Raw genomic sequence first — 24,767 nt, forward strand, 5'->3', positions numbered from 1 at the left:
CATTAGCCACCCTGGAATTGCCGGACCATGGCCGACAGTGATCGCTGAGGACCAATTCCGCCGTTTACCTGTGCGTCGAGGCCGATAACCACATCACCAGCGTGATAGCTACGAATGATCCCTTTAATCGTCAGGCCTGCAGCGGCTCCAGCGGCGAGCCCCGCCGCAGGCGATGCCAGGCTCATTGGTGCTGACACGGCGCCGCTGATTAATCCTGCAACGATCTCCCCACGAATGTTGAGTAATTCAGCCTGTTGCCGGGTCAGCGGTTTGGAGATGGCCACAGTCATCCTGCAAGGCAAATCGCGAGCGAGCATTTTTCTGTAGAGATCTACGAGTCTTCGGCGCACCTCGTTTGCAGAAATACCTGCTTCCAGCAAGCAGAGGTTTGCCATTGCAAGGTGATTGGAAGGCGAGACGATAAGACGCAGCACCGTGAAGGTGACGCCGTAGTGGCCATTGTATTGAGTCCTTTCGATATTCACGGATATATGCCGGGAGCTGTTGAAAGGGCGTTAGTTTCAGTCAGAAAAAGGTGAGTTTTGTAGGGGGGCGGGCAGGAGTTTTAAGCAGTTTCGGAAGGGGATGGCACGACATTTGGAGGTTTCTTACAGGGCTTTCCGAGATTTTTAGCTCGGCAGAGATTTTCCATTGTTAGAACGTTCAGTTGTTGCAGTGAACTTGCTAGCGAAGAGCTCGGGTACGCCGCGTAATTCCAGATACACCGCGTTACTTTTGACGATCTTCGCCAGCAAGCTCGCTCCTACAAAAGGTTACAGCTGAGGTGTATGGCTGTTGAGGTTGCAGTTGAACATGCTACGTGCTTCCAGCAAATCACAGCCGTCCTGGACTAGCAGCTACAGGACATTGGTGATGTGGGAAATGCCGTTGAGGTCGGCGTGTTCGAATGTCCGGCGGGAGAAGGTTTCCAGCAAGTCGGTGGCAGCGCGAATGCGTTGATGGGCGGCGGACTGCGCGCGGGTTGGCCAGCCGGAAACAGCACTCCGGCACGTCCGAAAGCGTCCCCCCACAACCGCCATAGCACTGCTATACGAGACGAAAGACGTTCGAATAGTAAGTAAACTTATGTGTGCTGTTTTTCGGGTGACCAAACCCAGTCGCTGATTTGGCGGCGACACCGCGAACCTTAGAACTGAGTTGGTTTTCGACAATAAACAGATAGTTTAAGTGTGCGCGGTTCGCTTAAGCACTGCCAGGCCGATTGATACACCGCTCAAAAATCGCCTTCAGCCCCCGATAATCACACGCCACTGCGTCAATATTCGCCGGTACCCACGCCGCGTGTTTCACCAGCCACCAATTCACCGAAAATCCCGCATTCACGATGATCTGTTCAAACAGAATCCGCTGCGCCCGGCCGTTGCCCTCACGGAAGGGGTGGATAACGTTGAGGTCGCCATAGGCCTCGGCGATCTTGCTCACCAGCTCAGCCTGGCTCACGCCGACGAACCAGTTCGCTTCCTCCATATGCCGGATGATTTTCGCGGCCTCCGGTGGAATGCGTTCCGGGGTGCAGAACAGGGTGTCGCCTTTCTGGAGATTGACGCTGCGCAGCTCGCCAGCCCACTCGTAGAGGTCACTGAACAGCGTGCGGTGGATGTGTTGCAAGCGTTCGAGGTCGTAGGGCGGGGGGAAGAGGGGGAGGTTGCCTACGGCGATTTCGGACAGTTCGCGCTCGGCCTGGTGCAGTTCGGCTTCGTCGAGCAAATCGAGGCGGTTGCGCAGGACGCTGCTACCGGGATAGCAGTAAGGATCCTGGCCCACCCCGTATTTGTCGAGCATCAGCGCGAATTATTGCGGTACTTGGCGAGCACGGCCTCGCGGGTCGGCAGGGGCTTGTCGACGTCGGTCGGTTGGGTGTCAAACCCTTCCAGACGCAGGCTGGCCAAGTAATTGGAACGGCGGATCTTGTGGTAATGATCCTGTTTTTGCTCAAACGTCAGTTCGCTCATCGCAGCGTACTCCTGGGTAGCAAGGTTTGATTGTAGCGCAATGCTTGCGTCGCCAGGCGGGATATAAACCACGTCACATTCTGTAGAAAAAATCCTCCGGCGGGCTGAATTCAGCGTATGTTTCACCGCAAAATCTTGTAGGGCAATTCCGCCCACTACTTAAAGGGAGTTAAGCATGGGTTTGCTTCGTGTCGCCTCGGCGATGTCTTTGTGTGCAGTGGCCTTTTCCATCCAGGCTGCGCAGTTGCCGATCGAGGTGCTCAGCGCGGTGGTCAAGGACCAGAAAATCGCCGATGCCGAAGTGCTGTTGCAGCGCAACGGCGCACAGAACGTCGTGGGCCGCACCAACGCCCAGGGCCAGGTGACGCTGACCAGCGAAGCCGCTGACGATGCCAGCAACCTGCTGATCATCAAGAAGCCCGGCTACTCCAACCTGGTGGTGAAGTGCCCATGCGCAGGCATGACCTACGCCATTAGCCCCGTGATGGAAAACCTCGACGGCCTGCGCGTCGTGCTGACCTGGGGCAAAAACCCGGAAGACCTCGACTCCCACATGATCTTCCCGGGCAACAATATTTACTTCGAGAACAAGACGGGCACCGACGCCGAGCTGGACGTGGATGACGTCGACAGTTATGGCCCGGAAACCATCACCCTGAAGAAAAAGCACTACGGCGAAAGTTACGTCTACGCTGTGCATGACTTCACCAACCGCGGCAATCCAGGTTCGCGCCAGTTGTCCAACAGCGAAGCCAAGGTGTTCGTGTACATGGGTCAATCGCTGGTGCGCACTTACTACGTGCCGCAAAACCGCAGTGGCAACCTGTGGACAGTCTTCCGCATGACCGGCAGCGGCGACTTCCAGGACATCAACACCTTCAGCGGTGTCACAGTGAATGCCGCGAGCGTGCTCAATGAAGTCAAACCCCTGCTGGATGACAGCGTGGCGGTCACGGCGGTGGCTGTCAGCTCTTCCGCACAGACCGATGCGAAACGTCTGAACGTGCAAGGTGAAGCAGCCTACCAGGCTGGCAAGCTGGACCAGGCGATTGACCTGTTCCGCCAGGCTATCGAATTGGACAACGGCTTCGGCAAGGCCTACGGCAACCTGGGCCTGGCGTATCAGAAGGCTGGCAACACCGCCGAGTCGATCTGGGCCAACCGCAAGGCCATCGCCCTGGCGACCGGCGCGAATGCCGCCACCGTGCGTGCCGGTGCTTACTACAACATCGCGCGGATCTACGAAGCGGCGGGGCAGTTCCCGGATGCGTTGCGTCACTACCAGTTGGCCAAGGAGCAGAAGGCCAACCCGGTGTACGACACTGCGATCGAGCGCGTGCAGAACCGCTGATTCAGACGTAATACAGCGCTAAAAATGAGCGGGCTTGCTCGCGAAGGCGGTTTATCAGTCAGTGCTCTATCGACTGACACACCGTCTTCGCGGGCAAGCTAACTCCCACTTTTGGTTTGTGATGTTCTTACAAAACCCCGCGAAAAATCCCACTTCGGCCCTGGGCCATCCCTCAGTCTGTGTATCATCCTGTCTCTTTTTTCCATGCGACCTTTCTCGATTCGCTGAAATTTTCGGGCTATGTTTTTGAGCCAACTCAGCGGTCAATGGAGTGACAGCGAATGCACGACACCCTCCAGCAGGTCTTTGGTTATCCACAGTTTCGTTTAGGCCAGGAACAAACGGTCAGCGCCGTACTGGCCGGCCGTTCGGCCGCAGCCATTTTCCCTACCGGGTCGGGCAAGTCCCTGTGTTACCAGCTGCCTGCGGTATTGCTGCCGCACCTGACGCTGGTAGTGTCGCCGTTGTTGGCGTTGATGCAGGACCAACTGGGTTTCCTGCAGCGCCACGGTATTTGCGCGGGCAGCATCGACTCGGCGCAAAGCCGCGATGACGCCAATGATGTGATGGCACGCGCGCGTTCGGGCGAGTTGAAAATCCTGATGATTTCCGTGGAGCGCCTGAAGAACGAGCGCTTTCGCAACTTCCTGCAGAGCGTGCAGATCTCGCTGCTGGTGGTGGATGAAGCGCACTGTATTTCCGAGTGGGGCCATAACTTCCGTCCGGACTACCTCAAGCTGCCGGACTACCAGCGTCAGTTCAATATCCCACAGGCGCTGCTGCTGACCGCGACGGCCACGCCCAAGGTGATTGCCGACATGCAGGCCAAGTTCGCCATCGCGCCGCAGGATGTGGTCACCACGGGCTTCTACCGGCCCAACCTCAACCTGCTGGTTGAGCCGGTAGCCGGCGCCGACAAGCGTCGGCGGCTGGTGCAGTGGATGGCCGAGCGCGCCGATCAGCCGAGCATCGTCTACGTGACCTTGCAGAAAACCGCCGAGCAGATCGCCGAGCATCTGAATCGCAATGGCATCCAGGCCGAGGCGTACCACGCCGGTTTACCCAACGATAAACGCGAAGGTATCCAGCAGCGATTCATGAGTGGGCGCTCCAATTGCATTGTCGCCACCATCGCGTTTGGCATGGGCATCGACAAGAGTGATATCCGCAATGTGGTGCACTTCGACCTGCCCAAATCCATCGAGAACTACAGCCAGGAAATCGGTCGTGCCGGGCGTGATGGGCAGCCCTCCGACTGCCTGGTGCTGGCTAACCGCGACAGCCTCAACGTGCTGGAGAACTTCGTGTACGGCGATACCCCCGAGCAGGACGGTATTCGCCGTGTACTGGAGGAGTTGCAGGCCGCGCGCAGTGAGGGGCAATGGGAGTTCCTGCTGCGCTCATTGTCGGACCACAGCAATATCCGCGAGCTGCCCCTGAAGACCCTGCTGGTGCAATTGGAGCTCAGGGGCGTGATCGCGCCGCGCTATGCGTTTTATGCCGAGTACCGCTTCAAGTACCTGATTGAACCGGAGGCGTTGCTCGCACGATTTTCCGGCGAGCGGCAGCAGTTTGTCGCGGCGATTGTCCAGGTGTGCAAGCGCGCGAAAACCTGGGCTACCGTGGATTTTGACGCGCTTTATCAACAGCACAATGCCGAGCGCAATCGGGTGGTGAAGGCGCTGGATTACTTCCAGGAACAAGGTCTGATCGAGCTGGAAAGCAAGCAGATGACCGAGGTCTACAGCCTGCTCAATATCGATTTTGACCCACAGGCGCTGAGCGCCGAGTTATACACAGGCTTCAAGCAGCACGAGGTGGGAGAGGTGGCGCGGATTCACGCCATGCTTGATCTGTTCGCTACTGAACAGTGCCTCGGCCAGCGCCTGGCGCAGTATTTCGGGGATGAACAAGCGCCCCAGCGTTGCGGACATTGTTCGGTCTGCCACGGTGACGTGGCACATCTGCCACCACCGCCCAGCCTGCCGCCGCTTGTGGATAAAAACTTCATGGGCCTGTGCGGTGACTTTATCCACAGGCATCATGAACATACCGGCCAACTGCCCGGCGCCGAGCGGCTGACGCGGTTCCTGGGGGGCATCAGCGTGCCGCTGTTTACCAAGCTGAAGGCGCGGGGTATTCCCGGTTTTGCTGCGCTGGAGGACTACCCCTACGCCGATGTGCGTGAGTGGGCCCAAGCCCATCTGAATGACTTGTAAATCCACTTTCAGTGAGACCTGCCCATGCCTGAGTCAATGCCACAACGCGCTGATTACCGTCACTTCCAGCCGATCATCACGCGCTGGCACGACAACGATGTGTATGGCCATGTGAACAACGTGACCTACTACAGCTTCTTCGACACCGCGGTGAATACCTACCTGATCGAGCAGGGCGGGTTGGATATTCATGAGGGTGAGGTCGTGGGGTTTGTGGTGAGTTCGGCGTGCGATTACTTTGCCTCGATTGCCTTTCCGGACCGTATCGACATTGGCCTGCGCGTGGGCAAGTTGGGCAACAGCTCAGTGCAGTACGAGTTGGCGGTGTTCAAGGCTGGCGAAGAAGACGCCTGCGCAGCGGGGCGCTTTGTGCATGTGTTTGTCGATCGCGGGACGAACCAGCCGGTGGCCATTCCGGGGACGCTGCGCGAGGCGCTGCAGCGGTTGGTGGTGTGACGCCGTTTATGTCGTCGCCGGCTTGCCCGTGATGGTTGGGTGCCAGGCGGTCAGCCTGGTCCAACGCTATCGCAGGCAAGCCAGCTCCCGCAGTGGACTGGTGAGTCCTTCAGGTCGCTGAATTACCGATGACGGTAGTGATGCTTGTTCTTGCGATGCCCGTACGCATGGCCACGGCCGCGATGGTCATCACGGTCATAACGACGGTTATCACGCCCACGGGAGCGACGATCGTCATCATCGCTCTTGTTGCCCATGTAGTTACCCAGTGCGCCACCTGCGCCACCGCCGGCGGCTGCGCCGATCAGGCTGCCGGTGTTGCCGCCCATGCTGCGGCCCACGACGTTACCGCCGGCTGCGCCCAGGGCGCCGCCAATGGCGGCTTCGCCACGGCTGCGTTTGTCGGCACCGACCGCACTGCCGCCCGCGCCGCCGAGGGCTGCGCCGATGGCCGAACCGGTGTTACCGCCGATCTGCTGGCCTACAACTGAACCGAGTACCCCGCCCAATGCGCCGCCCACACCGGCTTCGGTGGTGCCACCGGCCATGGCTGCGCCACTGACCAGGCCAAGGGACAACAAGAGAATCGAGGAGAACTTCATAGAGAGACCTCAAGAGGATGACGGCGCGATCCTGAGGTTGTATCGAGGCACTGACAATCGAAAACCGACCAGTGGTATGGGTTGTATACAATTTGCTAAGTTGCTGTTTTGTATGGGGAACTTAAGTAATTTTTGCGAGTCTCTAGTTACTTCGGAACGGCCGCTTTTATGCAAAAGCGGCCTTTTTTGTGCCCGCGATTTGGGCTCTAGAGTGCTTTGTAATGGGGTGGGCGGGCTTGTCCCGTGTTGGGTTGTGAAGCGGTCCCGAAACCAGGTGATTGGGGGCTGACTGGAACTGTGCGCTGCTGTTATTGGGGCTGCTGCGCAGCCCAACGCGGGGCAAGCCCGCTCGCCACAATAACAAGCCCGCTCGCCACAATAATAAGCTCGCTCGCCACAGTGACGAGGCCGCTAGAGACAGCAACAGGTCAGCTGGACACAGCAACAAGCCGGCAGGACACAGCATGGTGTCCTGTCACAGCACGCGGGCTTGCGCCGTGTGTCAGGCCGAGCGGGCCATGATCAAGCCACTGTCGCTCGCCGCTTCCAGGCAAATCGCCACGAATTTCGAGGTTGGCGTGTGGCTGCCATCGCCGGTGCTTTCCAGCGGCACCAGTGGGTTCACTTCTGGATAGTAGGCCGCTGCCTGCCCGGCGGGGATATCGAACGCCAGCAGGGTGAAGCCTTTCACGCGGCGCTCGCGGCCGTCTTCCCACAGCGACACGATGTCGGCCTTCTGCCCCGGCTTGAAGCCCAGGCGGATGATGTCGGCTTCATTGACGAACAACACGTCACGCTGGCCCTTCACCCCGCGATAGCGATCGTCCAGGCCATAAATGGTGGTGTTGTACTGATCGTGGGAGCGCATCGACTGCATGATCAGGTCCGGCACGCGGCCTGTGGCGTGGGTGCGTTCGTGGATCAGGTCTTTGGGCAGGATATTCGGGCGGAAGTTGGCGCGGCCCGACGGCGTGTTCCAGCGGCGTGCACCGGCGGAGTTGCCCAGGTAGAAACCACCCGGGTGTTTCAGGCGTTCGTTGAAATCCTTGAAGCCCGGGATGGTGTCGGCGATCAGGTCGCGAATACGGCTGTAGTCCGCCACCAGCCAATTCCAGTCTACCGGTTTGCTGCCCAGCGTCGCGGCGGCGATACCGGCGAGGATGGCCGGTTCCGACTTCATCAGCTTCGACAGCGGCTGCAACTGGCCGTTGGAGTCGTGGACCATGCTGAACGAGTCTTCCACCGTCACCGCCTGAGGGCCTTCGGCCTGGATGTCGATGTCGGTGCGGCCCAGGCACGGCAGGATCAGTGCGTCTTTACCGTGGGTCAGGTGGCTGCGGTTGAGCTTGGTGCTGATCTGCACGGTCAGGTCGCAATTGCGCAGGGCCTCGAAGGTGCGCGGGCTGTCCGGCGTGGCTTGGGCGAAGTTACCGCCCAGGCCGATAAACACCTTGGAGCGACCTTCGAGCATCGCGTGAATCGCTTCCACCACGTTGTGGCCGTTGGTGCGCGGCACCTGGAACTGGAAGCGGCGCTCCAGGGAATCGAGGAATGCCACCGGTGGGCGTTCGTTGATGCCCATGGTGCGGTCGCCCTGCACGTTGCTGTGTCCACGTACCGGGCACAGGCCGGCGCCAGGGCGGCCAATGTTGCCGCGCAGCAGCATCAGGTTGGCGATTTCCTGGATGGTCGGGACTGAGTGGCGATGTTGGGTGATGCCCATCGCCCAGCACATGATCACGTTCTTGCCCTTGGCGTACATGCGCGCCGCTTGCTCGATCTCGACCAGCGTCAGGCCGGACTGCGCGACGATTTCATCCCAGGAGGTGTCGTCGATCTGGCCCAGGTAGTCGAGCACGTTGGCCGTGTGTTCGTTGAGGAAGTCGTGATCGAACACCGCTTCCTTGCCTTCGGCCTGGGCCTGGCGTTCCCACAGCAGCAGGAACTTGGCCATGCCGCGCAGGATGGCCATGTCGCCCCCCAGCGCCGGGCGGAAGTAGGCGGTGTTGGTCGGCTTGTCACCGTTGGTGAGCATTTCCAGCGGGTGTTGCGGGTGCTGGAAGCGTTCCAGGCCGCGCTCTTTGAGTGGGTTGATACACACCACCTGGGCGCCGCGCTTAACCGCTTCGCGCAGCGGTTCAAGCATGCGCGGGTGGTTGGTGCCGGGGTTCTGGCCCCAGACGAAAATCGCATCGGCGTGTTCGAAGTCGTCAAAGGTCACGGTGCCTTTGCCGACGCCCACACTTTGCGCCAGGGCTACGCCGCTGGCCTCATGGCACATGTTGGAGCAATCCGGGAAGTTGTTGGTGCCGTAGGCGCGCACGAACAGCTGGTACAAATACGCCGCTTCGTTGCTGGCGCGGCCCGAGGTGTAGAACTCGGCCATGTCCGGGCTGGGCAGCGCATTGAGATGCTTGCCGATCAGGTCGAATGCCGCCTCCCAACTGATGGGCTTGTAGCGGTCGGTCTCGGCGTCATAGCTCACCGGCTCGGTCAGGCGGCCTTGATATTCCAGCCAGTAGTCGCTCTGCTCCAGCAGCGCAGTCACGCTGTGCTTGGCGAAGAATGCAGCGTCGACGCGGCGCTTGGTGGCTTCCCAGTTCACCGCCTTGGCGCCGTTTTCGCAGAACTTGACCATACCGCTTTCCGGCGAGTCGCCCCAGGCGCAGCCCGGGCAGTCGAAGCCACCGTTCTGGTTGGTCTTGAGCATCATGCGGATGTTTTTCAGCGCGTTGTCGCTGGTCAGCCACGCCTGCGCCACGCTGATCAATGCACCCCAGCCGCCAGCCGGGCCTTTGTAAGGCTTGTAGCGCGGGGTCGGGGTTTGGTCGGCTTGGTGATGATTGCTCATGGCTGGTACTCCATCGCAGGGCTATAGACCCGCGGCGCGCTTTTCTGCGGCAGGTGGATGAGATTGAGGTTGTGCCGGCGCGCCCATTGCAGGGCGAGGCCGGTGGGCGATGACAAGCTGACGAGGGTCTGGATGCCCGCGCGCAGGACTTTCTGGATCAGTTCGAGACTGCAACGGCTGGTGACAATCGCCAGTCCACCGTCAGTCGGAATCTTTTGGCGGATCAGTGCGCCGATCAACTTGTCGAGGGCGTTATGCCGGCCGATGTCCTCGCGGCCCATCAGCAGTTCGCCTTGGTTGTTCATGAACACTGCCGCGTGCACGGCGCCGCTGTATTGGCCCAGCGGCTGGAACGCACTGATGCGCTGGCGCAGGCCGTCGAGCCATTCGGCAGGCGGCAAGGGCGCGCCTGGCAGCACTTGCAGGTCTGGCAGTGCCTGTTCTACCGCTTCTACGCCGCACAGGCCGCAGCCGCTGGTGCCGGCCAATTGGCGGCGCTGCTGCTTGAGGTTCCAGAAGGCGCGGCTGGAGATTTGCACCTGCGCGTATTGGGCTGAACCCGAACCGCTGAGTTTCAGGTCATAAATGTCGCTAACGTCGGCGATAATGCCGCTGCCGATACTGAATCCGACAATAAAGTCTTCCAAATCCGTCGGCGTGACCAGCATGACCGCCTGGCTGATGTCGTTATAGGCAATCGCCAACGCCACTTCTTCCGCCAGCGCTGTGCGGGCGACTTCAGTGTGTTCGAGGTTGCAAAACTGATAGCTCTGGCTGGCGGCGGGCGCGGGTGTTTCAGGAGCGGGCGCCGCGCAGACTGGGCGCTTGGCGTTCATGGGGCTGTACCACCGACGGATTGATCAGTGTTTAGACTAGGCGCGACAAAGCGTCGCGTCTAATTGCCAGTACTGATCTACCGATAGATGACGTCGATCAAGGCGTTGTTTGCGATTTCTGATACAGCGCGAAACACGCTTCCGCCAGCGCTGAACGCGGCGCGCTGCGGCGCATGATCAGCCCCAGGCGTGCCAGGGTGTGAGCGTCTTCGATCGGTTGCAGGCGTAGATGCTCGGTGAGTGCGTCCAGGCCGCCGTCCAGTGGCATTACGGCGCAACACAGGCCGCCGTGCACAGCTTGTAACAATTGGTGGACGGCGTCAGTCTGCAGCAGCGGCTGCGGGTTCAGGTTTCGGCTGTGGAAGTTATGGTCGATGGACTGACGAAAATGCATGCCACTGGTGAGCATGCCCAGGGGCAGCTCGGTCAGGGCCTCCCAGCTCAACGGCGTGTCGCCGAAGCTGAAATAGCGCTGGTCGTAGAGCAGGCCCATGCGGGTTTCACCGAGGGCAAAGGAGTCGAAGCGCTCGGTGTCGAGGCGCTCCAGGTACGACACGCCAAGGTCCAGGCGATTGCTCGCCAGCTGTTCGAGGATCTGTTCGGAACTGAGCGCCGAGAGTTCGAAGCGCAGGCTCGGGTGCTCCTTGTGCAATTGTTGCATCAAGGCCAGGGGGTCGAAGCTCGACAGCGGCACCACACCCAGGCGCAACGTACCGACGAGGTTGCCGCGACAGGCCGCGGCTTCGGCCTGCAAGCCGTCGTAGGCCGCCAGCACCGTACGTGCCCACGCCAGCACGCGTTCGCCAGGCGCGGTAAAGCCTTCGAAGCGCTGGCCGCGATTGACCAGTGGCAAATCCAGCTCTTCTTCCAGGCTGCGCAGGCGCATCGACAAGGTCGGCTGCGTGATGTGGCAGCGCGCGGCCGCCTGGCCGAAGTGACGGGTCTCGTCGAGGGCGATGAGGAATTTGAGTTGCTTGATGTCCATCTTCGCTCCAGGGCTTATTCCAATGGCGGGGGGATTCTAGCGCGTTTGGGTCTGTGGCCGGGCCGGAACCCAAATCCGTCGGACTGGTCTAGTCTTGAGCATCTGGACATCAACTACCAAGGAGAGCGCACCATGAGTCTTTTTAGCTTTGTTAAGGAGGCCGGCGAGAAGCTGGTCAAGCTGCTGACACCAGGCAATGCCAACGCTGGTGAAGATTTGAAAAAGCATATCGAGGATGTCGGGTTGGGTAACCCTAACGTTCACGCTACCGTCGAGGGTGACAAGGTCACGATTTCCGGCGAGGTAGCGACGCAGGAGGAGAAAGAAAAAATCATCCTGGCAGCGGGCAATATCGCCGGTGTTGCCAGCGTCGAGGACCAGATTACAGTTTCCGGTCCTGCCGTGGCGGCGGCCCGTTTCGTCGTGGTGAAAAAAGGCGACACCCTCAGCGCGATTTCCCTGGCGGTGTATGGCAACGCCAACCAGTACAACAAGATTTTCGAGGCCAACAAGCCGCTGTTGTCGCATCCGGACAAAATCTACCCAGGGCAGACGCTGCGTATTCCTGAGTAATACACAACGTAAAAATGTGGGAGGGGGCTTGCCCCCGATAGCGGAGTGTCAGTCGATATCAAGGTGACTGATCCACTGCTATCGGGGGTAAGCCCCCTCCCACATGGTTCAGAGTCCGACAATGAGATCGCGGTAATCACCGACTGCTGCAAATTCAGCCGTGTCCTTCGGCCCCTTCTGGCTATCCGGCTCCTTCACCGCCAGTAAATGCCCCACGCCAAACGTGCGGGCACTGCGCAGGATCGGCAAGGTGTCGTCGATAAACAGGCTGCGCGCCGGGTCGAAGGCAATGTCGGCTTGCAGGGCGTCCCAGAACTGCGGGTTTTCCTTGGCGAAGCCGTAGTCGTGGGAGCTGATCAATCGCTCGAAATACGGCGCCAGTTCAATGCGTTCCAGCTTCAACGACAGCGAGTCACGATGAGCATTGGTGATCAGGATCACCCGCTTGCCGGCCTGTTTGATCGCCGCCAGGAACGTGTCGGCATCCGGGCGCAGGGCGATCAGGTGGGCGGTTTCCAGCTTGAGCTCGCGCACCGGAATATTCAGCTCGGTGCTCCAGAAATCCAGGCAATACCATTGCAACTGTCCGGCGTTACGCTCGAACAGCGGCTGCAATTCCATCTCGGCCATGGCCCGGCTCACCCCGTGCAGCTCGGCGTAACGCTGGGGCAGGTGTTCCATCCAGAAGTGGTTGTCGAAATGCAGGTCGAGCAGCGTGCCGTCCATGTCCAGCAGGACGGTGTCGATGGCGTGCCAGGGCAGAGAGGGCATGGAGTGGTCTCATGTAAGTAAAGATATCCGACACAGACAATCGGAAAAGCCACGGTATAGTAACCCGATCACGCCAAGGAGCCGCTTATGCGCCAGAAACCCACCGTCCTCGCCCGCGAAATAGTCGCCAGTAGCCGTTTGTTCCGCGTGGAGGAAGTGCAATTGCGCTTTTCCAATGGCGTTGAACGGACCTACGAGCGCCTGGTAGGCCGCGGCGCCGGTTACGGCGCGGTGATGATCGTGGCGATGATCGACGACGAGCACGCGTTGCTGGTGGAAGAGTACTGCGGCGGCACGGACGAGTATGAATTGTCGTTGCCCAAGGGCTTGATCGAGCCCGGTGAGGATGTGCTGGCGGCGGCGGACCGCGAGCTCAAGGAAGAAGCGGGCTACGGTGCACGTCAGCTGGAGCATCTGACCGAGCTGTCGCTGTCGCCTGGCTATATGAGCCAGAAGATCCAGGTGGTGCTGGCCACTGATCTCTACGAAGAACGCCTGGAGGGCGATGAGCCCGAACCAATGCGCGTGGACAGGGTCAACCTGCACGAGCTGTCGCAACTGGCGCAGAACGAGCAATTCAGCGAAGGCCGCGCCCTGGCCGCGCTGTATCTGGTACGAGATTTGTTGATTCAGCGTGGAGCGTTTATCGCATGAGCGAACTGTTTTTAGGCCACCCGTTTATCGCCCCAGTGATTGAGCTGGCTCGCCAGGCGGGTGAAGTGATCCTGCCGTATTGGCGCGCGGATGTGGCGGTGACGTCCAAGGCCGATGATTCGCCGGTGACGGCGGCAGACCTGGCCGCCCATCACCTGATCCTCGCCGGCCTCACGGCCTTGGACCCGAGCATTCCGGTGCTGTCCGAAGAGGACGCCGATATTGACCAGAGCGTGCGCGCTGGTTGGCAGCGCTGGTGGCTGGTGGATCCGTTGGATGGCACCAAGGAGTTTATCGCCGGCAGCGAGGAATTTACCGTCAACGTGGCGTTGATCGAACAGGGCCGCGTGGTGTTTGGCGTAGTGTCCATGCCTACCAGTGGCCGTTGCTACTTTGGTGGCGCGGGCCTCGGTGCGTGGCGCTCGGATGTCAACGAAGCCCCCAAGCAGATCCAAGTGCGCGAGTCGCCGGCCGTGGGCGAGTCCTTCACCGTCGTGGCCAGCCGTCGGCATACCAGCCCCGAGCAGGAGCGTTTGCTGGACGGCTTGAGCGAAGGCTTGGGCGCCTTGAAGCTGGCCAATATCGGCAGCTCATTGAAGTTCTGCCTGTTGGCCGAGGGCAGCGCCGATTGCTATCCGCGCCTGGCGCCAACGTCGCAGTGGGATACCGCGGCCGCCCAGGGCGTGCTCGAAGGGGCGGGCGGCGAGGTACTGGAGTTGAGCGGCGAGCCGTTCAGCTACCCGGCGCGGGCCTCATTGTTGAACCCATTCTTCCTGGCATTGCCAGCCAAGGCCGCCTGGCGGGACCGACTGCTCACCCTGGCGCGTTCCTGAGTCGGTCGGGGATTCAATGTGGGAGCTGGCTCCCACATTCGAACGGCGCCACCTTGGAGGCGCTGGCGGTGGATCAGCCAGCTTAGCCGGTTCTGATCCACCGCCTTCGCGGGCAAGCCCGCTCCCACATTTTTGATCGGTGTGAAGCTTCGCGTTTGGCCGCGCGGTTGGAATTGCCGGGGTGCACCGCAAGAGCGGACGACGCATCCCCCAATGTGGGAGCGGGCTTGCCCGCGAAAGCGGTATGCCAGTCACCGAAAATGTTGGCTGATCCACCGCCTTCGCGGGCAAGCCCGCTCCCACATTTTTGATCGGTGTGAAGCTTCGCGTTTGGCTGTGCGGTTGGAATTGCCGCGTTGCACCGCAAGAGCGGACGACGTATCCCCCAATGTGGGAGCGGGCTTGCCCGCGAAGGCGGTATGCCAGTCACCGAACATGTTGGCTGATCCACCGCTTTCGCGAGCATGCCCGCTCCCACATGGGAACTGTGTCGGGCGCGGGATGCAGGCTAGCCGCTTCCACGCTGATGCTTTTAGCGGTGCAGGACGTACTGGCCAGTAAACGCCACCGCGCGCGCCTCGCTGCCCTCATTCACAATCCATGTCTCCAGGGTCAAACGCGCTCGGCCATAACGCTTATAGGTGGCGACAAAGCGCTTCCACACCTTCTCTTCCGGCGCTGCGCACATCACCGTCGCATCCTGCGTCACCGGCATCGGATAGCTGATCTGCCCTTCCTGGATCACGATATGCCCGTCTTCAATGCCTTCCTCGCGCAGCTGCAGGTGCAGCCAACCCCAACCCGCCAACACCGCGCCGCAATACAGGCTGCCGCCGAACATGGTGCTCTTGTGGTTGATATTGGCCTGCAAGGGCAGGTGCAGCTGCAATTGGCCGTGTTGCCAGTCGAGCACCTTGAGGCCCATTTCCCGGGTGAGGGGAATGTCGTGGTGAAGGATGGATTCCAGGTAACGGCTGTCGCGGCTCATGGGTGCCTCTTGATGGGTGGGCGGGGTCATTCGTCGTCGGTACTGTGGTTGCCGCTGTCGGCGAAGTTCAGGCCGTGTTTACGCAGCTTGTCGTGCAGGGTCTTGCGCGGCACACCCAGGGCTTCGGCGAGGCTGCGCAGGGAGCTATGGGGGCGTGTGAGTTCGGCTGCGATCAGGCTCTTCTCGAACTGTTCGACTTGCTCGCTCAAGCCTCCAGGAGTGGAGGTCAGTACACCGGCCGCCGGATTGTCCGGCGTGTTGTCCAGCGCCAGCTCCAGGCCCAGGGCAAAGCGCTCGGCAGCGTTCTGCAGTTCGCGGACATTGCCCGGCCAGCTGTGGCGCAGCAGCAGCGCGCGTTGGCCCGGTTGCAGCTCGTGCAGCGGCAGGCCGTGGCGGCTGCTGGCTTCGTCGGCAAAGTGCTGGAACAGCATCAGCGCATCTTCGCCGCGCTCACGCAGCGGCGGGATGCGCAACGGCGCGACGTTGAGGCGGTAGTACAAGTCGGCCCGGAAGCGGCCCTGGTCGGCGGACTGGCGCAGGTCTTCCTTGGTGGCGGCGATGATGCGGATATCCAGTGGAATCAGCTGATTGCCGCCCAGGCGCTCGACCACACGCTCCTGCAACAGGCGCAGCAGCTTGACCTGTACATCCAGGCTCATGCTTTCGATTTCGTCGAGGAACAGCGTGCCGCCGTTGGCGAATTCGAACTTGCCGATACGCCGCTTCTGCGCGCCGGTAAAGGCGCCCGGTTCATGGCCGAACAGCTCGCTTTCGACCACCGACTCAGCCAGGGCGCCGGCGTTGATCGCCACAAACGGCCCGCTGCGACGGCTCGACAAGTCATGCAAGGCGCGCGCGACCACTTCCTTGCCGGCGCCGGTTTCACCGAGGATCAGCACATCGGCCTTGGTCGCCGCCAATGCACCGATCTGCTCGCGCAGGCGCAGCATTTGCGGGGAGTGGCCGACCAGCCGCGTGCTCAATTGCTGGCGATCACTCAGGGCCAGGCGCAGGCTGCGGTTGTCCAGCACCAGGCGGCGCAGGGCCAGGGCGCGGCGCACGCTGTCGAGCAGGGCGTCGCTGGCGAAGGGTTTTTCCAGGAAGTCATAGGCGCCGGCGCGCATGGCCTGCACTGCCAGCGGCACGTCGCCGTGGCCGGTGATCAGCAATACCGGCAGCTCCGCGTCCTGGCCGTGCAGTTCGGCCAGCAGCTCCAGGCCATCCATGCCGGGCATGCGGATGTCGCTGACCACCACGCCTGGCCAATCGCGGGACAGGCGTGCGGTAAGGCCGGTGGCTTCGCCGAGCGTCAGGACTTTCAGCCCGGCCAGGTCCAGGGTCTGGCACAGGGCCTGACGCAAGTGTGGATCGTCGTCGATCAACACCACCTGAATCTGGTTATCGATACTCATACACTGCGGTCCTCGGACGGTTGCAGACTGACGCCCGGCGAGCCGGCACGCAATTTCAAGGTTAACAGCGCGCCGCCTTCCTTGTGGTTGGCGAACAGCAGCTCGCCGCCAAAGGCACGCATCAGGGTGTCACAGATTGCCAGCCCCAGCCCCAGGCCTTGAGTGCGCGTCTTGGTGGTGTAGAACGGCTCGCTGGCGCGGCCCAGGGCTTCCATGCAAAAGCCCGGGCCGTTGTCGCGAATGTACAGGTTGACGCCCTGTTCGGTGGTTTGGGCACTCAGCCAGAGCTTGCGCGGCGGGCCTTTTTCGGTGAGGGCGTCGAGGGCATTGGCCAGCAGGTTGCCCAGTACCTGGCGCAAGCGGGTTTCGCCGGCCTGCACCCACAGGGTCGCTTCCGGCAAATCGCGGATCAACTCGACTTCCATCGACCGCCGCCGCTTGGCCAGCAAGGCCAGCGCGTCGTCCAGCGCCGGCTGCAGCGCCACGCTTTCCGGCGCATGGCGGTCGCGGCGGGCAAAGGCGCGCAGGTGCGCGATGATCGAGGCCATGCGCCCGGTCAGTTCGCTGATCAGCTTGAGGTTGCCCCGCGCATCACTGGTGCGCTCGTGGTCGAGCAGGATCTCGGCGTTTTCCGCGTAGCTGCGGATCGCCGCCAGGGGCTGATTGAGTTCGTGGCTGATGCTCGCCGACATGGTGCCCAAAGCCGACAGTTTGCCGGCCTGCACCAGGTCATCCTGGGCGCGCACCAGTTCCTGCTGGGCGTGTTCGCGTTCGAGCACTTCCTGCTTCAAGCGGCGGTTGAGGCCTTCGAGGTCGCTGGTCCGCTCGACCACGCGCATTTCCAGCTCACGACGGGCCTTGGCTTCGAAGGCAATGCGGTCCAGATAGTGGCGGCGGCGCTGCATCATCAGGCCGAGCAGCAGCATCAACACCAGCAGCGTGGCGCCCCCCACCGCAACCACTGTGCGCACCGGGCGGTTGATCAGCGAGCGCGGCGCCAGGATCTCCACGTTCCAGCCGGTCTCGGCGATGGCTGTGGATTGGCGCAGCCACGCCGTGGAGCTCAGTGCCAATGGCTGCGGGTCGCGAGTCGGGTAGGGCTGGATGGCGATGATGGCCTGGCGTTCTTCGGCGGTCAGTGGCCGAGTGGCACGGAAGCGCCATTGCGGGCGCGAGGTCAGGATCACCACGCCATTGTGGTCGGTGACCAGCAGTTGTTCCGGGGTATTGCCCCACAGGCTCTCGGTGTGGTCCAGGTCGACCTTGACCACCAGCACGCCGATGATGGTGGTGCCATCGCGTACGGCGGCGGCGAAAAAGTAACCGCGTTTGGCCGAGGTGGTGCCCAGGCCGAAGAAGCGGCCCAGGCGCCCGGCCATGGCTTCGCTGAAGTAGGGGCGGAAAGAGAAATTGCGGCCGACGAAACTGTCTTGTTTGTCCCAGTTGGACGCGGCGAGGGTCTTGCCGGTGGTGTCCATCAGGTACATCACTTCCACCCCGGCCTGGGCCGCGACGTCCTTGAGCAACAGGTTGGCGTTGACCAGGTTGGTGCTCACCTGCGGCGCATCCAGGGCCGTGCGCAGGGCCGGCAAGTCACCGAGAATCTGCGGCAGCACTTCATAGCGATGCAGCGTGCCCAGCAGGTTGGCCACGTACAGGTCGAGGGTCTGGCGGTTCTGCCCGGCCAGTTCACTGCGGTAATAGCGCTCGGCCAAGTGCTCCAGCGGCCACAGCAGCGGCGCCAGGCACAACGCCAACAGGGCGAGGCTGCGCCAGCGGGGTCTTCGCGGAAGGGGTGGGTTCATGGGAGTCGTGCGCCTGTGGGTACAGGCGCATTATGCCTAGTGCTGCCTTGCAAGACACTCGCGCAATGCGTCTTGCCACTGTGGCTGGCTGACCTGCCATTGTTGCTGCAGGCGACTGCAATCCAGGCGTGAGTTCAGCGGGCGCTTGGCGGGCGTCGGGTAGGCGCTGGAGGGAATCGCCTCCAGCTCGGCACAGGCTGTGCCGCCGGCGCGCAGCTGCTCGGCGATCGCCGCGGCGAAGCCGAACCAAGAGGTCTCGCCCTGGGCGGTCAGGTGGTAGACACCCCACTCACCGGCCTTGCCGGCCTGCCAGCGATCGATCAAGGCACGGGTGCTGTTGGCGATCGTGCCGGCCCAGGTCGGCGCACCGATCTGGTCGGCGACGATACGCAGGTGCGGTTTTTCCTGCAGCAGGCGTTGCATGGTCAGCAGGAAATTCTTGCCGTGGTTGGAGTAGACCCAACTGGTGCGCAGGATCAGGTACTCACCCCCCACGGCGGCAATCGCCTGCTCACCCGCCAGCTTGCTCTGGCCGTAGACGCCCAGGGGGTTCGGTGTGTCGGCTTCGGTGTAGGGCGCGGGTTTGTTGCCGTCAAACACGTAGTCGGTGGAGTAGTGGATCAACGGGATGCCCAAGGCCTCGGCTTCCTCGGCGAGGACGCCGGGGGCAATCGCGTTGATGGCGAAGGCGACGTCTGCTTCGCTTTCGGCTTGATCGACCGCAGTGTGGGCCGCGGCATTGATGATCAGGTCGGGGCGCTGGGCACGGACCTGCTGGCGGATCTGGTCGACGTCAGCCAGGTCGAGCTGATCGCGGCCCAGCACGATGAGTTCGCCGAGATCCTGCAGCCGCTGTTGCAGCGCCAGGGAGACTTGGCCGTGTTGGCCGGTGATGAGGATTTTCATGGGAACAGGTCGGCTTCCATCAGTCGTTTGCCTGCCTGGTCCTTGGCAGACAGTTGCGGCGGTGCAGTGAGTTCCCAGTCGATGGCCAGCGCCGGGTCATTCCACAGGATGCTGCGCTCGGCGCTCGGCTGGTAATAGTCGGTGGTCTTGTACAGAAATTCGGCGTAATCGCTGAGTACCACAAACCCATGGGCGAAGCCTTCCGGTATCCACAGCTGGCGATTGTTCTGCGCCGACAACCGAACCCCCACCCACTGGCCGAAGTTCGGCGAGCTGCGGCGAATGTCGACGGCCACGTCCAATACTTCACCGGCGGTCACGCGCACCAGCTTGCCCTGGGTGTGTTCGAGTTGATAGTGCAGGCCGCGCAGCACGCCTTTTTGTGAGCGTGAATGGTTGTCCTGGACAAAGTTGCGCTGCAGCCCGGTGGCGTGTTCGAAAGCCCGGGCGTTGAAGCTTTCGTAGAAAAAACCGCGCTCATCACCGAACACTTTGGGTTCGATGATCAGCACGCCTGGCAATGAGGTTTCAATGACGTTCACTGGTTGTCTCCGGCCAGTGAGTAAAGGTATTGGCCGTAGCCGGTCTTGCCAAAGTATTTGGCGCGTTCGAGCAGGTGGTCGCGATCGATCCAGCCGTTGCCGTAGGCAATCTCTTCGAGGCAGGCGACTTTCAGGCCCTGGCGGCGCTCGATGGTCTGCACGTACTGCGAGGCGTCGAGCAGGCTGTCGTGGGTGCCCGTGTCGAGCCAGGCGAAGCCTCGGCCGAAACGTTCCACTTGCAAGTCACCCCGGTGCAGGTAGGCGTTGTTGACGTCGGTGATCTCCAATTCGCCGCGAGCCGAGGGCTTCACCGCCTTGGCGATATTGACCACATCGTTATCGTAGAAATACAGGCCGGTCACCGCGTAACTGGATTTCGGTACCGCCGGCTTTTCTTCGATGGACAGGGCACGGCCTTCGCTGTCGAAGTCGATCACGCCAAAGCGCTCCGGGTCTTTGACCCAATAGCCGAACACCGTGGCGCCCTTGCCGCGTTTGACGGCCGCGTGCAGCTGCTCGCTGAAGCGCTGACCATGGAAAATGTTGTCACCCAGGATCAAGCACACCGGGTCGCTGCCTATGAACTGCTCGCCAATCAGGAAGGCTTGCGCCAGGCCATCCGGGGTCGGCTGTTCGGCGTAGCTGAATGTCACGCCGAACTGGCTGCCGTCACCCAGCAGATTGCGGTACTGCGGCAGGTCCGCCGGGGTGGAAATCACCAGGATTTCCTTGATCCCTGCAAGCATCAGCACCGAGATCGGGTAATAGATCATCGGCTTGTCATACACCGGTAGCAATTGCTTGGACACACCCAGGGTGATGGGGTGCAGGCGCGTGCCGGAGCCGCCGGCCAATACGATTCCTTTCATCATGCGATCAGATCCCTCATGTCGGTGTTGCCCAATCGTTGACCCTGATAACTGCCGTCCTGGACCCTGCGGCACCATTCCAGATTATCCAGGTACCACTGCACGGTTTTGCGTAGACCGGTTTCAAAGGTTTCCAAAGGCACCCAGCCCAATTCGCGTTCGATCTTGCTGGCATCAATGGCGTAGCGTTGATCGTGCCCTGGGCGGTCCTTTACGAATGTGATCAGGTCGGCGTAGTGCTCGACGCCGTCCGGGTGCTGCGGCGCCAGCTCTTCCAACAGGGCGCAGATGCTGCGAACCACGCTGATGTTCTGCTGCTCGTTGTGCCCGCCGATGTTGTAGGTCTCGCCGACGGCGCCTTCGGTGACCACCTTGAGCAGCGCCCGCGCGTGGTCTTCGACGAACAGCCAGTCGCGCACCTGCAAACCATCACCATAGACCGGCAATGGCTTGCCCGCGAGCGCGTTGAGGATCACCAGCGGGATCAATTTCTCGGGAAAATGGAACGGGCCGTAATTGTTCGAGCAGTTGGTCAGCAGTACCGGCAGGCCGTAGGTGCGCTGCCAGGCTCGCACCAGGTGGTCGGAGGCCGCTTTACTGGCGGAGTAAGGCGAACTCGGCGCATAGGGGGTGGTTTCGGTGAACAGGTCGTCCACGCCATGCAGGTCGCCGTACACTTCGTCAGTGGAAATGTGGTGGAAGCGAAACGCGCTTTTGTCTGCGGCCTCGAGTGTTTGCCAGTAGCCCCGGGCGGCCTCCAGCAGGCTGTAGGTGCCGACGATGTTGGTCTGGATAAAGTCCGATGGACCGTCAATCGAACGGTCGACATGCGACTCGGCGGCCAAGTGCATGATTGCCTGGGGCTCAAAGCGCGCCAATACGGCGCTGACGGTGGCCTGGTCGATGATGTCGGCCTGGACGAACTCATAGCGGCTGTTGGCGGCGATACTGGTCAGCGACTCCAGGTTGCCGGCGTAGGTGAGTTTGTCCAGGTTGAGCACTTCGTGCTCGGTGTGCTGAATCAGGTGACGTACCAAAGCAGAACCGATAAAACCGGCGCCACCGGTAATGAGAATGCGCATGTCGGGGGCCCTTTTCCTTAGACGAACGATTAGCGAATGGAGCATAGCCTGTGTTGTGGCGCTGGACAGGGCGGTATGTGTCCGGGGGTTGCGTAAGCCCCCTGAACAATGGCGATATACACCCCTGAAAAAAAACCGAGGCCACCCCATGTTGCTCGCCACGTTGATTCATCGCGCCAGTCTACCCTGCCCGCAAGTAGGCCCCGATCAGGCGGCGCAGTTGCTTGAGCAACATTACGGCCTCGCGGGCACATTGCAGTCACTGGGCAGCCAACAGGACCTCAACTACAAGGTCGACAGCCCGCGCGGGCGCTTTGTTCTGAAAATCTGCCGGGGCGACTACGCCGCTGTGGAATTGCACGCCCAGCACGCGGCCTTCAACAGCTTGCAGGCGCAAGCCGGCCTGCGTGTACCCAAGGTCATCCAGGCCTTGAGCGGCGACGAGCTGCTGAGCGTCAACCTCGACGGGCAAACCCTGCATGTGCGTCTGCTGGATTATATCGACGGGCAGCCGTTGACCCACCTGCCTCACCTGGGGCGTGAGGTGATCGCGGGCTTCGGCGACCTTTGCGGCCGTATGAGCCTGGCCCTCGCGTCTTTTGCCCACCCGGGCCTGGAACGCACCCTGCAATGGGACCCGCGCCATGCACGGGAACTGATCACCCACCTGCTGGCCAGCCTGGAAAACCTGCCGCATCGCGCGGCCCTGGAGCAGGTGGCCGAGCAGGTCGAGCAACGCATCCGGCCCTTGGTCGAGCGCTTGCCGTGGCAAGCGGTGCACATGGATATCACCGACGACAACGTGGTCTGGCAACGCGATGCCCAGCGCCGTTGGCAAGTCCAGGGTGTGATCGATTTCGGCGACCTGGTGCACACCTGGCGCATCGCCGACCTGTCCGTGACCTGCGCCGCCCTGTTGCACCATGCCGAAGGCGACCCGTTTGCGATCTTGCCGGCGATCCAGGCTTGCCATGCCGTGACACCGCTGCAGCCCGAAGAATTGCAGGTGCTGTGGCCGTTGATCGTCGCCCGCGCGGCCGTGCTGGTACTCAGCAGCGAGCAGCAGCAACGCCTGGATCCGGATAACAGTTACCTGTTGAAAAACGCCGAGCACGAGTGGGAAATCTTCCATGTGGCGACATCGGTGCCGTTTGAGTTGATGGAAGCGGCGATTCTCAGCAGCGTCGGGCAGGCGCCTGCAGCGCTGGTCAGCCAAGGCTTCGCGCCGTTGTTGCCAGGGCTGGTGGGGCGCGAATTTGCGCTGATCGACCTGGGCGTGCTCAGCGCGCATTTCGAGGCGGGCAACTGGGAACATGCCGGCGCCGATCAACGTTTGCTGCAGGACGCGGCCGCCGTGCATGGCCTGGCGGCCAGTCGTTATGGGCAGTACCGTTTGTCACGGACTCAGCCTGACAGTGCCCATGAGCCGCAGACGTTCCCATTGCACGTCGAGCTGCACGTGCCCCAGGGTACCTCCGTCGAAGCGCCGTTTGCGGGCACTGTGCACCTGGGCGCCAACGGCGAACTGCGTGTGCACAGCGGTGAAGCCAACGTGCGGTTGTGGGGTGTCAAGGCGTCGCTGCGGCCGGGCGCTGCGGTGCTCAAGGGCCAGGTTATCGGCGAAGTCGAAGGCCCGCTCACCGTGCAACTGTGCCGTACCGAGCTGCCGGCGCCGTTGTTCTGCACGCCCTCACGCGCGCAGGCGTGGCAGGTGCTGTGCCCCTCGCCGGCCGCGCTGCTGGGGCTGGCTTGCGATGCCGAGCCCGAGCTGGACCCCGAGGCCCTGCTGGCGCGCCGCGATGCCAGCTTCGCCCGCTCGCAGAAACACTATTACGCCGATCCGCCGCGTATCGAGCGCGGCTGGCGCAACCACCTGATCGACATGCAGGGCCGCTCCTACCTGGACATGCTCAACAACGTGGCGGTGCTCGGCCATGGCCATCCGCGCATGGCCGAGGTGGCGGCGCGCCAGTGGTCGCTGCTCAACACCAACTCGCGCTTCCATTACGCGGCAATTGCCGAGTTTTCCGAGCGCTTGCTGGCGCTGGCGCCGGCGGGCATGGACCGGGTCTTCCTGGTCAACAGCGGCACCGAAGCCAACGACCTGGCGATCCGCCTGGCCTGGGCCTACAGCGGCGGGCGCGACATGCTCAGCGTGCTGGAGGCGTACCACGGCTGGTCGGTGGCAGCGGATGCGGTCTCGACTTCGATTGCCGACAACCCCCAGGCCTTGAGCAGTCGCCCGGAGTGGGTGCACCCGGTGACCGCGCCCAATACCTATCGCGGCGAGTTCCGCGGGCAGGACAGCGCGCCGGACTATGTACGAAGCGTGGAACACAACCTGGCGAAAATCGCCGCGAGCAAACGTCAATTGGCGGGTTTCATCTGCGAGCCGGTGTACGGCAATGCCGGTGGCATCTCGCTGCCGCCTGGTTATCTGCAGCAGGTGTATGCATTGGTGCGCGCTCAGGGCGGCGTGTGCATCGCCGATGAAGTGCAGGTCGGTTATGGCCGCATGGGCCACTTTTTCTGGGGCTTTGAAGAGCAGGGCGTGGTGCCGGACATCATCACCATGGCCAAAGGCATGGGCAATGGCCAGCCGCTGGGGGCGGTGATCACCCGCCGCGAAATCGCCGAGGCGCTGGAGGCTGAGGGCTATTTCTTCTCATCCTCCGGTGGCAGCCCGGTCAGTTGCCGCATCGGCATGGCAGTGCTGGATGTCATGGAGGAAGAAAAGCTGTGGGAAAACGCCCAAGTGGTCGGCGGGCATTTCAAGGCGCGTTTGGAAGCATTGATCGACCGTCACCCGTTGGTCGGCGCCGTTCACGGCTCGGGTTTCTACCTGGGCCTGGAGCTGGTGCGCGACCGCCACACCCTGGAATCCGCCACCGAAGAAACCGCGCTGCTCTGCGAGCGCCTGCGCGAGCTGGGGATTTTCATGCAGCCTACCGGTGATTACTTGAACATCCTCAAGATCAAGCCGCCGATGGTCACCTCCCGCCGCAGCGTGGATTTCTTCGTCGATATGCTGTCGAAGGTGCTGGATGAGCTTGTGTAGG

22 protein-coding genes and 1 pseudogene are annotated in these 24,767 nt (G+C 61.8%); 7 read left to right on the plus strand and 16 right to left on the minus strand.

Features of this window, described 5'->3' with window-relative positions; genetic code table 11:
• Positions 1 to 2: 2 nt before the first annotated feature.
• The 4 genes and pseudogenes from BBG20_RS01495 to BBG20_RS32240 all read right to left on the minus strand — a co-directional run bounded on the left by BBG20_RS01495 (position 3) and on the right by BBG20_RS32240 (position 1,973).
• The gene (locus BBG20_RS01495) at positions 3 to 485 is read right to left on the minus strand and encodes a hypothetical protein (protein ID WP_065899607.1); all 483 of its coding nucleotides are present in this window, start codon (positions 483 to 485) and stop codon (positions 3 to 5) included.
• Positions 486 to 729: 244 nt separating this feature from the next.
• A pseudogene (locus BBG20_RS33375) lies at positions 730 to 974 on the minus strand (hypothetical protein); the annotation flags it as partial.
• A gap of 229 nt (positions 975 to 1,203) precedes the next feature.
• Complete coding sequence (locus BBG20_RS01500) at positions 1,204 to 1,803, minus strand: putative adenosine monophosphate-protein transferase Fic (RefSeq protein ID WP_065899608.1); 600 nt, start codon at positions 1,801 to 1,803, stop codon at positions 1,204 to 1,206.
• Positions 1,803 to 1,973: a YhfG family protein gene (locus BBG20_RS32240; RefSeq protein ID WP_106805439.1), complete on the minus strand. Its 171-nt coding sequence runs from the start codon at positions 1,971 to 1,973 to the stop codon at positions 1,803 to 1,805. Before BBG20_RS32240 ends, BBG20_RS01500 begins: the two co-directional genes overlap by 1 nt.
• A 175-nt stretch (positions 1,974 to 2,148) precedes the next feature.
• Between BBG20_RS32240 and BBG20_RS01505 the strand changes: the two genes are divergently transcribed.
• From BBG20_RS01505 to BBG20_RS01515, 3 genes are all read left to right on the plus strand, one after another.
• Positions 2,149 to 3,324, plus strand: coding sequence for a tetratricopeptide repeat protein (locus BBG20_RS01505; RefSeq protein WP_065899609.1), 1,176 nt, complete (start codon positions 2,149 to 2,151; stop codon positions 3,322 to 3,324).
• 281 nt (positions 3,325 to 3,605) lie between these two features.
• Complete coding sequence (locus BBG20_RS01510) at positions 3,606 to 5,543, plus strand: RecQ family ATP-dependent DNA helicase (RefSeq protein WP_065899610.1); 1,938 nt, start codon at positions 3,606 to 3,608, stop codon at positions 5,541 to 5,543.
• A gap of 24 nt (positions 5,544 to 5,567) precedes the next feature.
• Complete coding sequence (locus BBG20_RS01515) at positions 5,568 to 5,999, plus strand: acyl-CoA thioesterase (protein WP_065899611.1); 432 nt, start codon at positions 5,568 to 5,570, stop codon at positions 5,997 to 5,999.
• 122 nt (positions 6,000 to 6,121) lie between these two features.
• Here BBG20_RS01515 and BBG20_RS01520 read toward each other — a convergent pair whose 3' ends face one another.
• The 4 genes from BBG20_RS01520 to BBG20_RS01535 form a co-directional block, all read right to left on the minus strand.
• On the minus strand, positions 6,122 to 6,601 hold the full coding sequence (locus BBG20_RS01520; RefSeq protein ID WP_065899612.1) for a glycine zipper domain-containing protein: 480 nt from the start codon (positions 6,599 to 6,601) through the stop codon (positions 6,122 to 6,124).
• Positions 6,602 to 7,103: 502 nt separating this feature from the next.
• Positions 7,104 to 9,452, minus strand: a complete 2,349-nt coding sequence (locus tag BBG20_RS01525) for an FdhF/YdeP family oxidoreductase (RefSeq protein WP_065899613.1) — start codon at positions 9,450 to 9,452, stop codon at positions 7,104 to 7,106.
• Positions 9,449 to 10,288 (minus strand): formate dehydrogenase accessory sulfurtransferase FdhD, encoded by an 840-nt coding sequence (gene fdhD / locus BBG20_RS01530; RefSeq protein ID WP_065899614.1) that lies wholly within the window; start codon positions 10,286 to 10,288, stop codon positions 9,449 to 9,451. The genes BBG20_RS01525 and fdhD overlap by 4 nt, the downstream gene beginning before the upstream one ends.
• Positions 10,289 to 10,385: 97 nt before the next feature.
• Positions 10,386 to 11,273: a LysR family transcriptional regulator gene (locus BBG20_RS01535; RefSeq protein ID WP_065899615.1), complete on the minus strand. Its 888-nt coding sequence runs from the start codon at positions 11,271 to 11,273 to the stop codon at positions 10,386 to 10,388.
• Between the two features lie 132 nt (positions 11,274 to 11,405).
• Here BBG20_RS01535 and lysM point away from each other — a divergent pair, with 132 nt between their 5' ends.
• Positions 11,406 to 11,846 carry a peptidoglycan-binding protein LysM gene (gene lysM, locus BBG20_RS01540; RefSeq protein ID WP_065899616.1) on the plus strand — a complete coding sequence of 147 codons (441 nt, stop codon included), beginning with the start codon at positions 11,406 to 11,408 and terminating at the stop codon, positions 11,844 to 11,846.
• Between the two features lie 108 nt (positions 11,847 to 11,954).
• Here the strand turns inward: lysM and yrfG are convergent, their stop codons facing one another.
• Positions 11,955 to 12,617, minus strand: coding sequence for a GMP/IMP nucleotidase (gene yrfG, locus BBG20_RS01545; RefSeq protein WP_065899617.1), 663 nt, complete (start codon positions 12,615 to 12,617; stop codon positions 11,955 to 11,957).
• Positions 12,618 to 12,704: 87 nt separating this feature from the next.
• Here yrfG and nudE point away from each other — a divergent pair, with 87 nt between their 5' ends.
• On the plus strand, positions 12,705 to 13,271 hold the full coding sequence (gene nudE / locus BBG20_RS01550; protein ID WP_065899618.1) for an ADP compounds hydrolase NudE: 567 nt from the start codon (positions 12,705 to 12,707) through the stop codon (positions 13,269 to 13,271).
• The gene (gene cysQ / locus BBG20_RS01555; RefSeq protein WP_065899619.1) at positions 13,268 to 14,104 is read left to right on the plus strand and encodes a 3'(2'),5'-bisphosphate nucleotidase CysQ; all 837 of its coding nucleotides are present in this window, start codon (positions 13,268 to 13,270) and stop codon (positions 14,102 to 14,104) included. Before nudE ends, cysQ begins: the two co-directional genes overlap by 4 nt.
• 532 nt (positions 14,105 to 14,636) lie before the next feature.
• Here cysQ and BBG20_RS01560 read toward each other — a convergent pair.
• The 7 genes from BBG20_RS01560 to rfbB are packed head-to-tail and all read right to left on the minus strand — an operon-like array spanning position 14,637 to position 21,708.
• Positions 14,637 to 15,092, minus strand: coding sequence for a YiiD C-terminal domain-containing protein (locus BBG20_RS01560; RefSeq protein ID WP_065899620.1), 456 nt, complete (start codon positions 15,090 to 15,092; stop codon positions 14,637 to 14,639).
• Positions 15,093 to 15,118: 26 nt separating this feature from the next.
• Positions 15,119 to 16,504: a sigma-54-dependent transcriptional regulator gene (locus BBG20_RS01565; RefSeq protein WP_065899621.1), complete on the minus strand. Its 1,386-nt coding sequence runs from the start codon at positions 16,502 to 16,504 to the stop codon at positions 15,119 to 15,121.
• Positions 16,501 to 18,309, minus strand: a complete 1,809-nt coding sequence (locus tag BBG20_RS01570; RefSeq protein ID WP_065899622.1) for a sensor histidine kinase — start codon at positions 18,307 to 18,309, stop codon at positions 16,501 to 16,503. The genes BBG20_RS01565 and BBG20_RS01570 overlap by 4 nt, the downstream gene beginning before the upstream one ends.
• Positions 18,310 to 18,345: 36 nt before the next feature.
• The gene (gene rfbD / locus BBG20_RS01575; protein ID WP_065899623.1) at positions 18,346 to 19,215 is read right to left on the minus strand and encodes a dTDP-4-dehydrorhamnose reductase; all 870 of its coding nucleotides are present in this window, start codon (positions 19,213 to 19,215) and stop codon (positions 18,346 to 18,348) included.
• Positions 19,212 to 19,757 (minus strand): dTDP-4-dehydrorhamnose 3,5-epimerase, encoded by a 546-nt coding sequence (rfbC, locus tag BBG20_RS01580; RefSeq protein WP_065899624.1) that lies wholly within the window; start codon positions 19,755 to 19,757, stop codon positions 19,212 to 19,214. Before rfbC ends, rfbD begins: the two co-directional genes overlap by 4 nt.
• Positions 19,754 to 20,629 (minus strand): glucose-1-phosphate thymidylyltransferase RfbA, encoded by an 876-nt coding sequence (gene rfbA / locus BBG20_RS01585; protein WP_065899625.1) that lies wholly within the window; start codon positions 20,627 to 20,629, stop codon positions 19,754 to 19,756. The genes rfbC and rfbA overlap by 4 nt, the downstream gene beginning before the upstream one ends.
• Complete coding sequence (gene rfbB, locus BBG20_RS01590) at positions 20,626 to 21,708, minus strand: dTDP-glucose 4,6-dehydratase (protein ID WP_065899626.1); 1,083 nt, start codon at positions 21,706 to 21,708, stop codon at positions 20,626 to 20,628. Before rfbB ends, rfbA begins: the two co-directional genes overlap by 4 nt.
• 148 nt (positions 21,709 to 21,856) lie before the next feature.
• Here rfbB and BBG20_RS01595 point away from each other — a divergent pair, with 148 nt between their 5' ends.
• Complete coding sequence (locus BBG20_RS01595) at positions 21,857 to 24,766, plus strand: aminotransferase (RefSeq protein ID WP_065899627.1); 2,910 nt, start codon at positions 21,857 to 21,859, stop codon at positions 24,764 to 24,766.
• Position 24,767 lies beyond the last annotated feature (1 nt).

Origin of the sequence: Pseudomonas aylmerensis, from assembly GCF_001702265.1 — a bacterium.
GTDB classification, from domain to species: domain Bacteria; phylum Pseudomonadota; class Gammaproteobacteria; order Pseudomonadales; family Pseudomonadaceae; genus Aquipseudomonas; species Aquipseudomonas aylmerensis.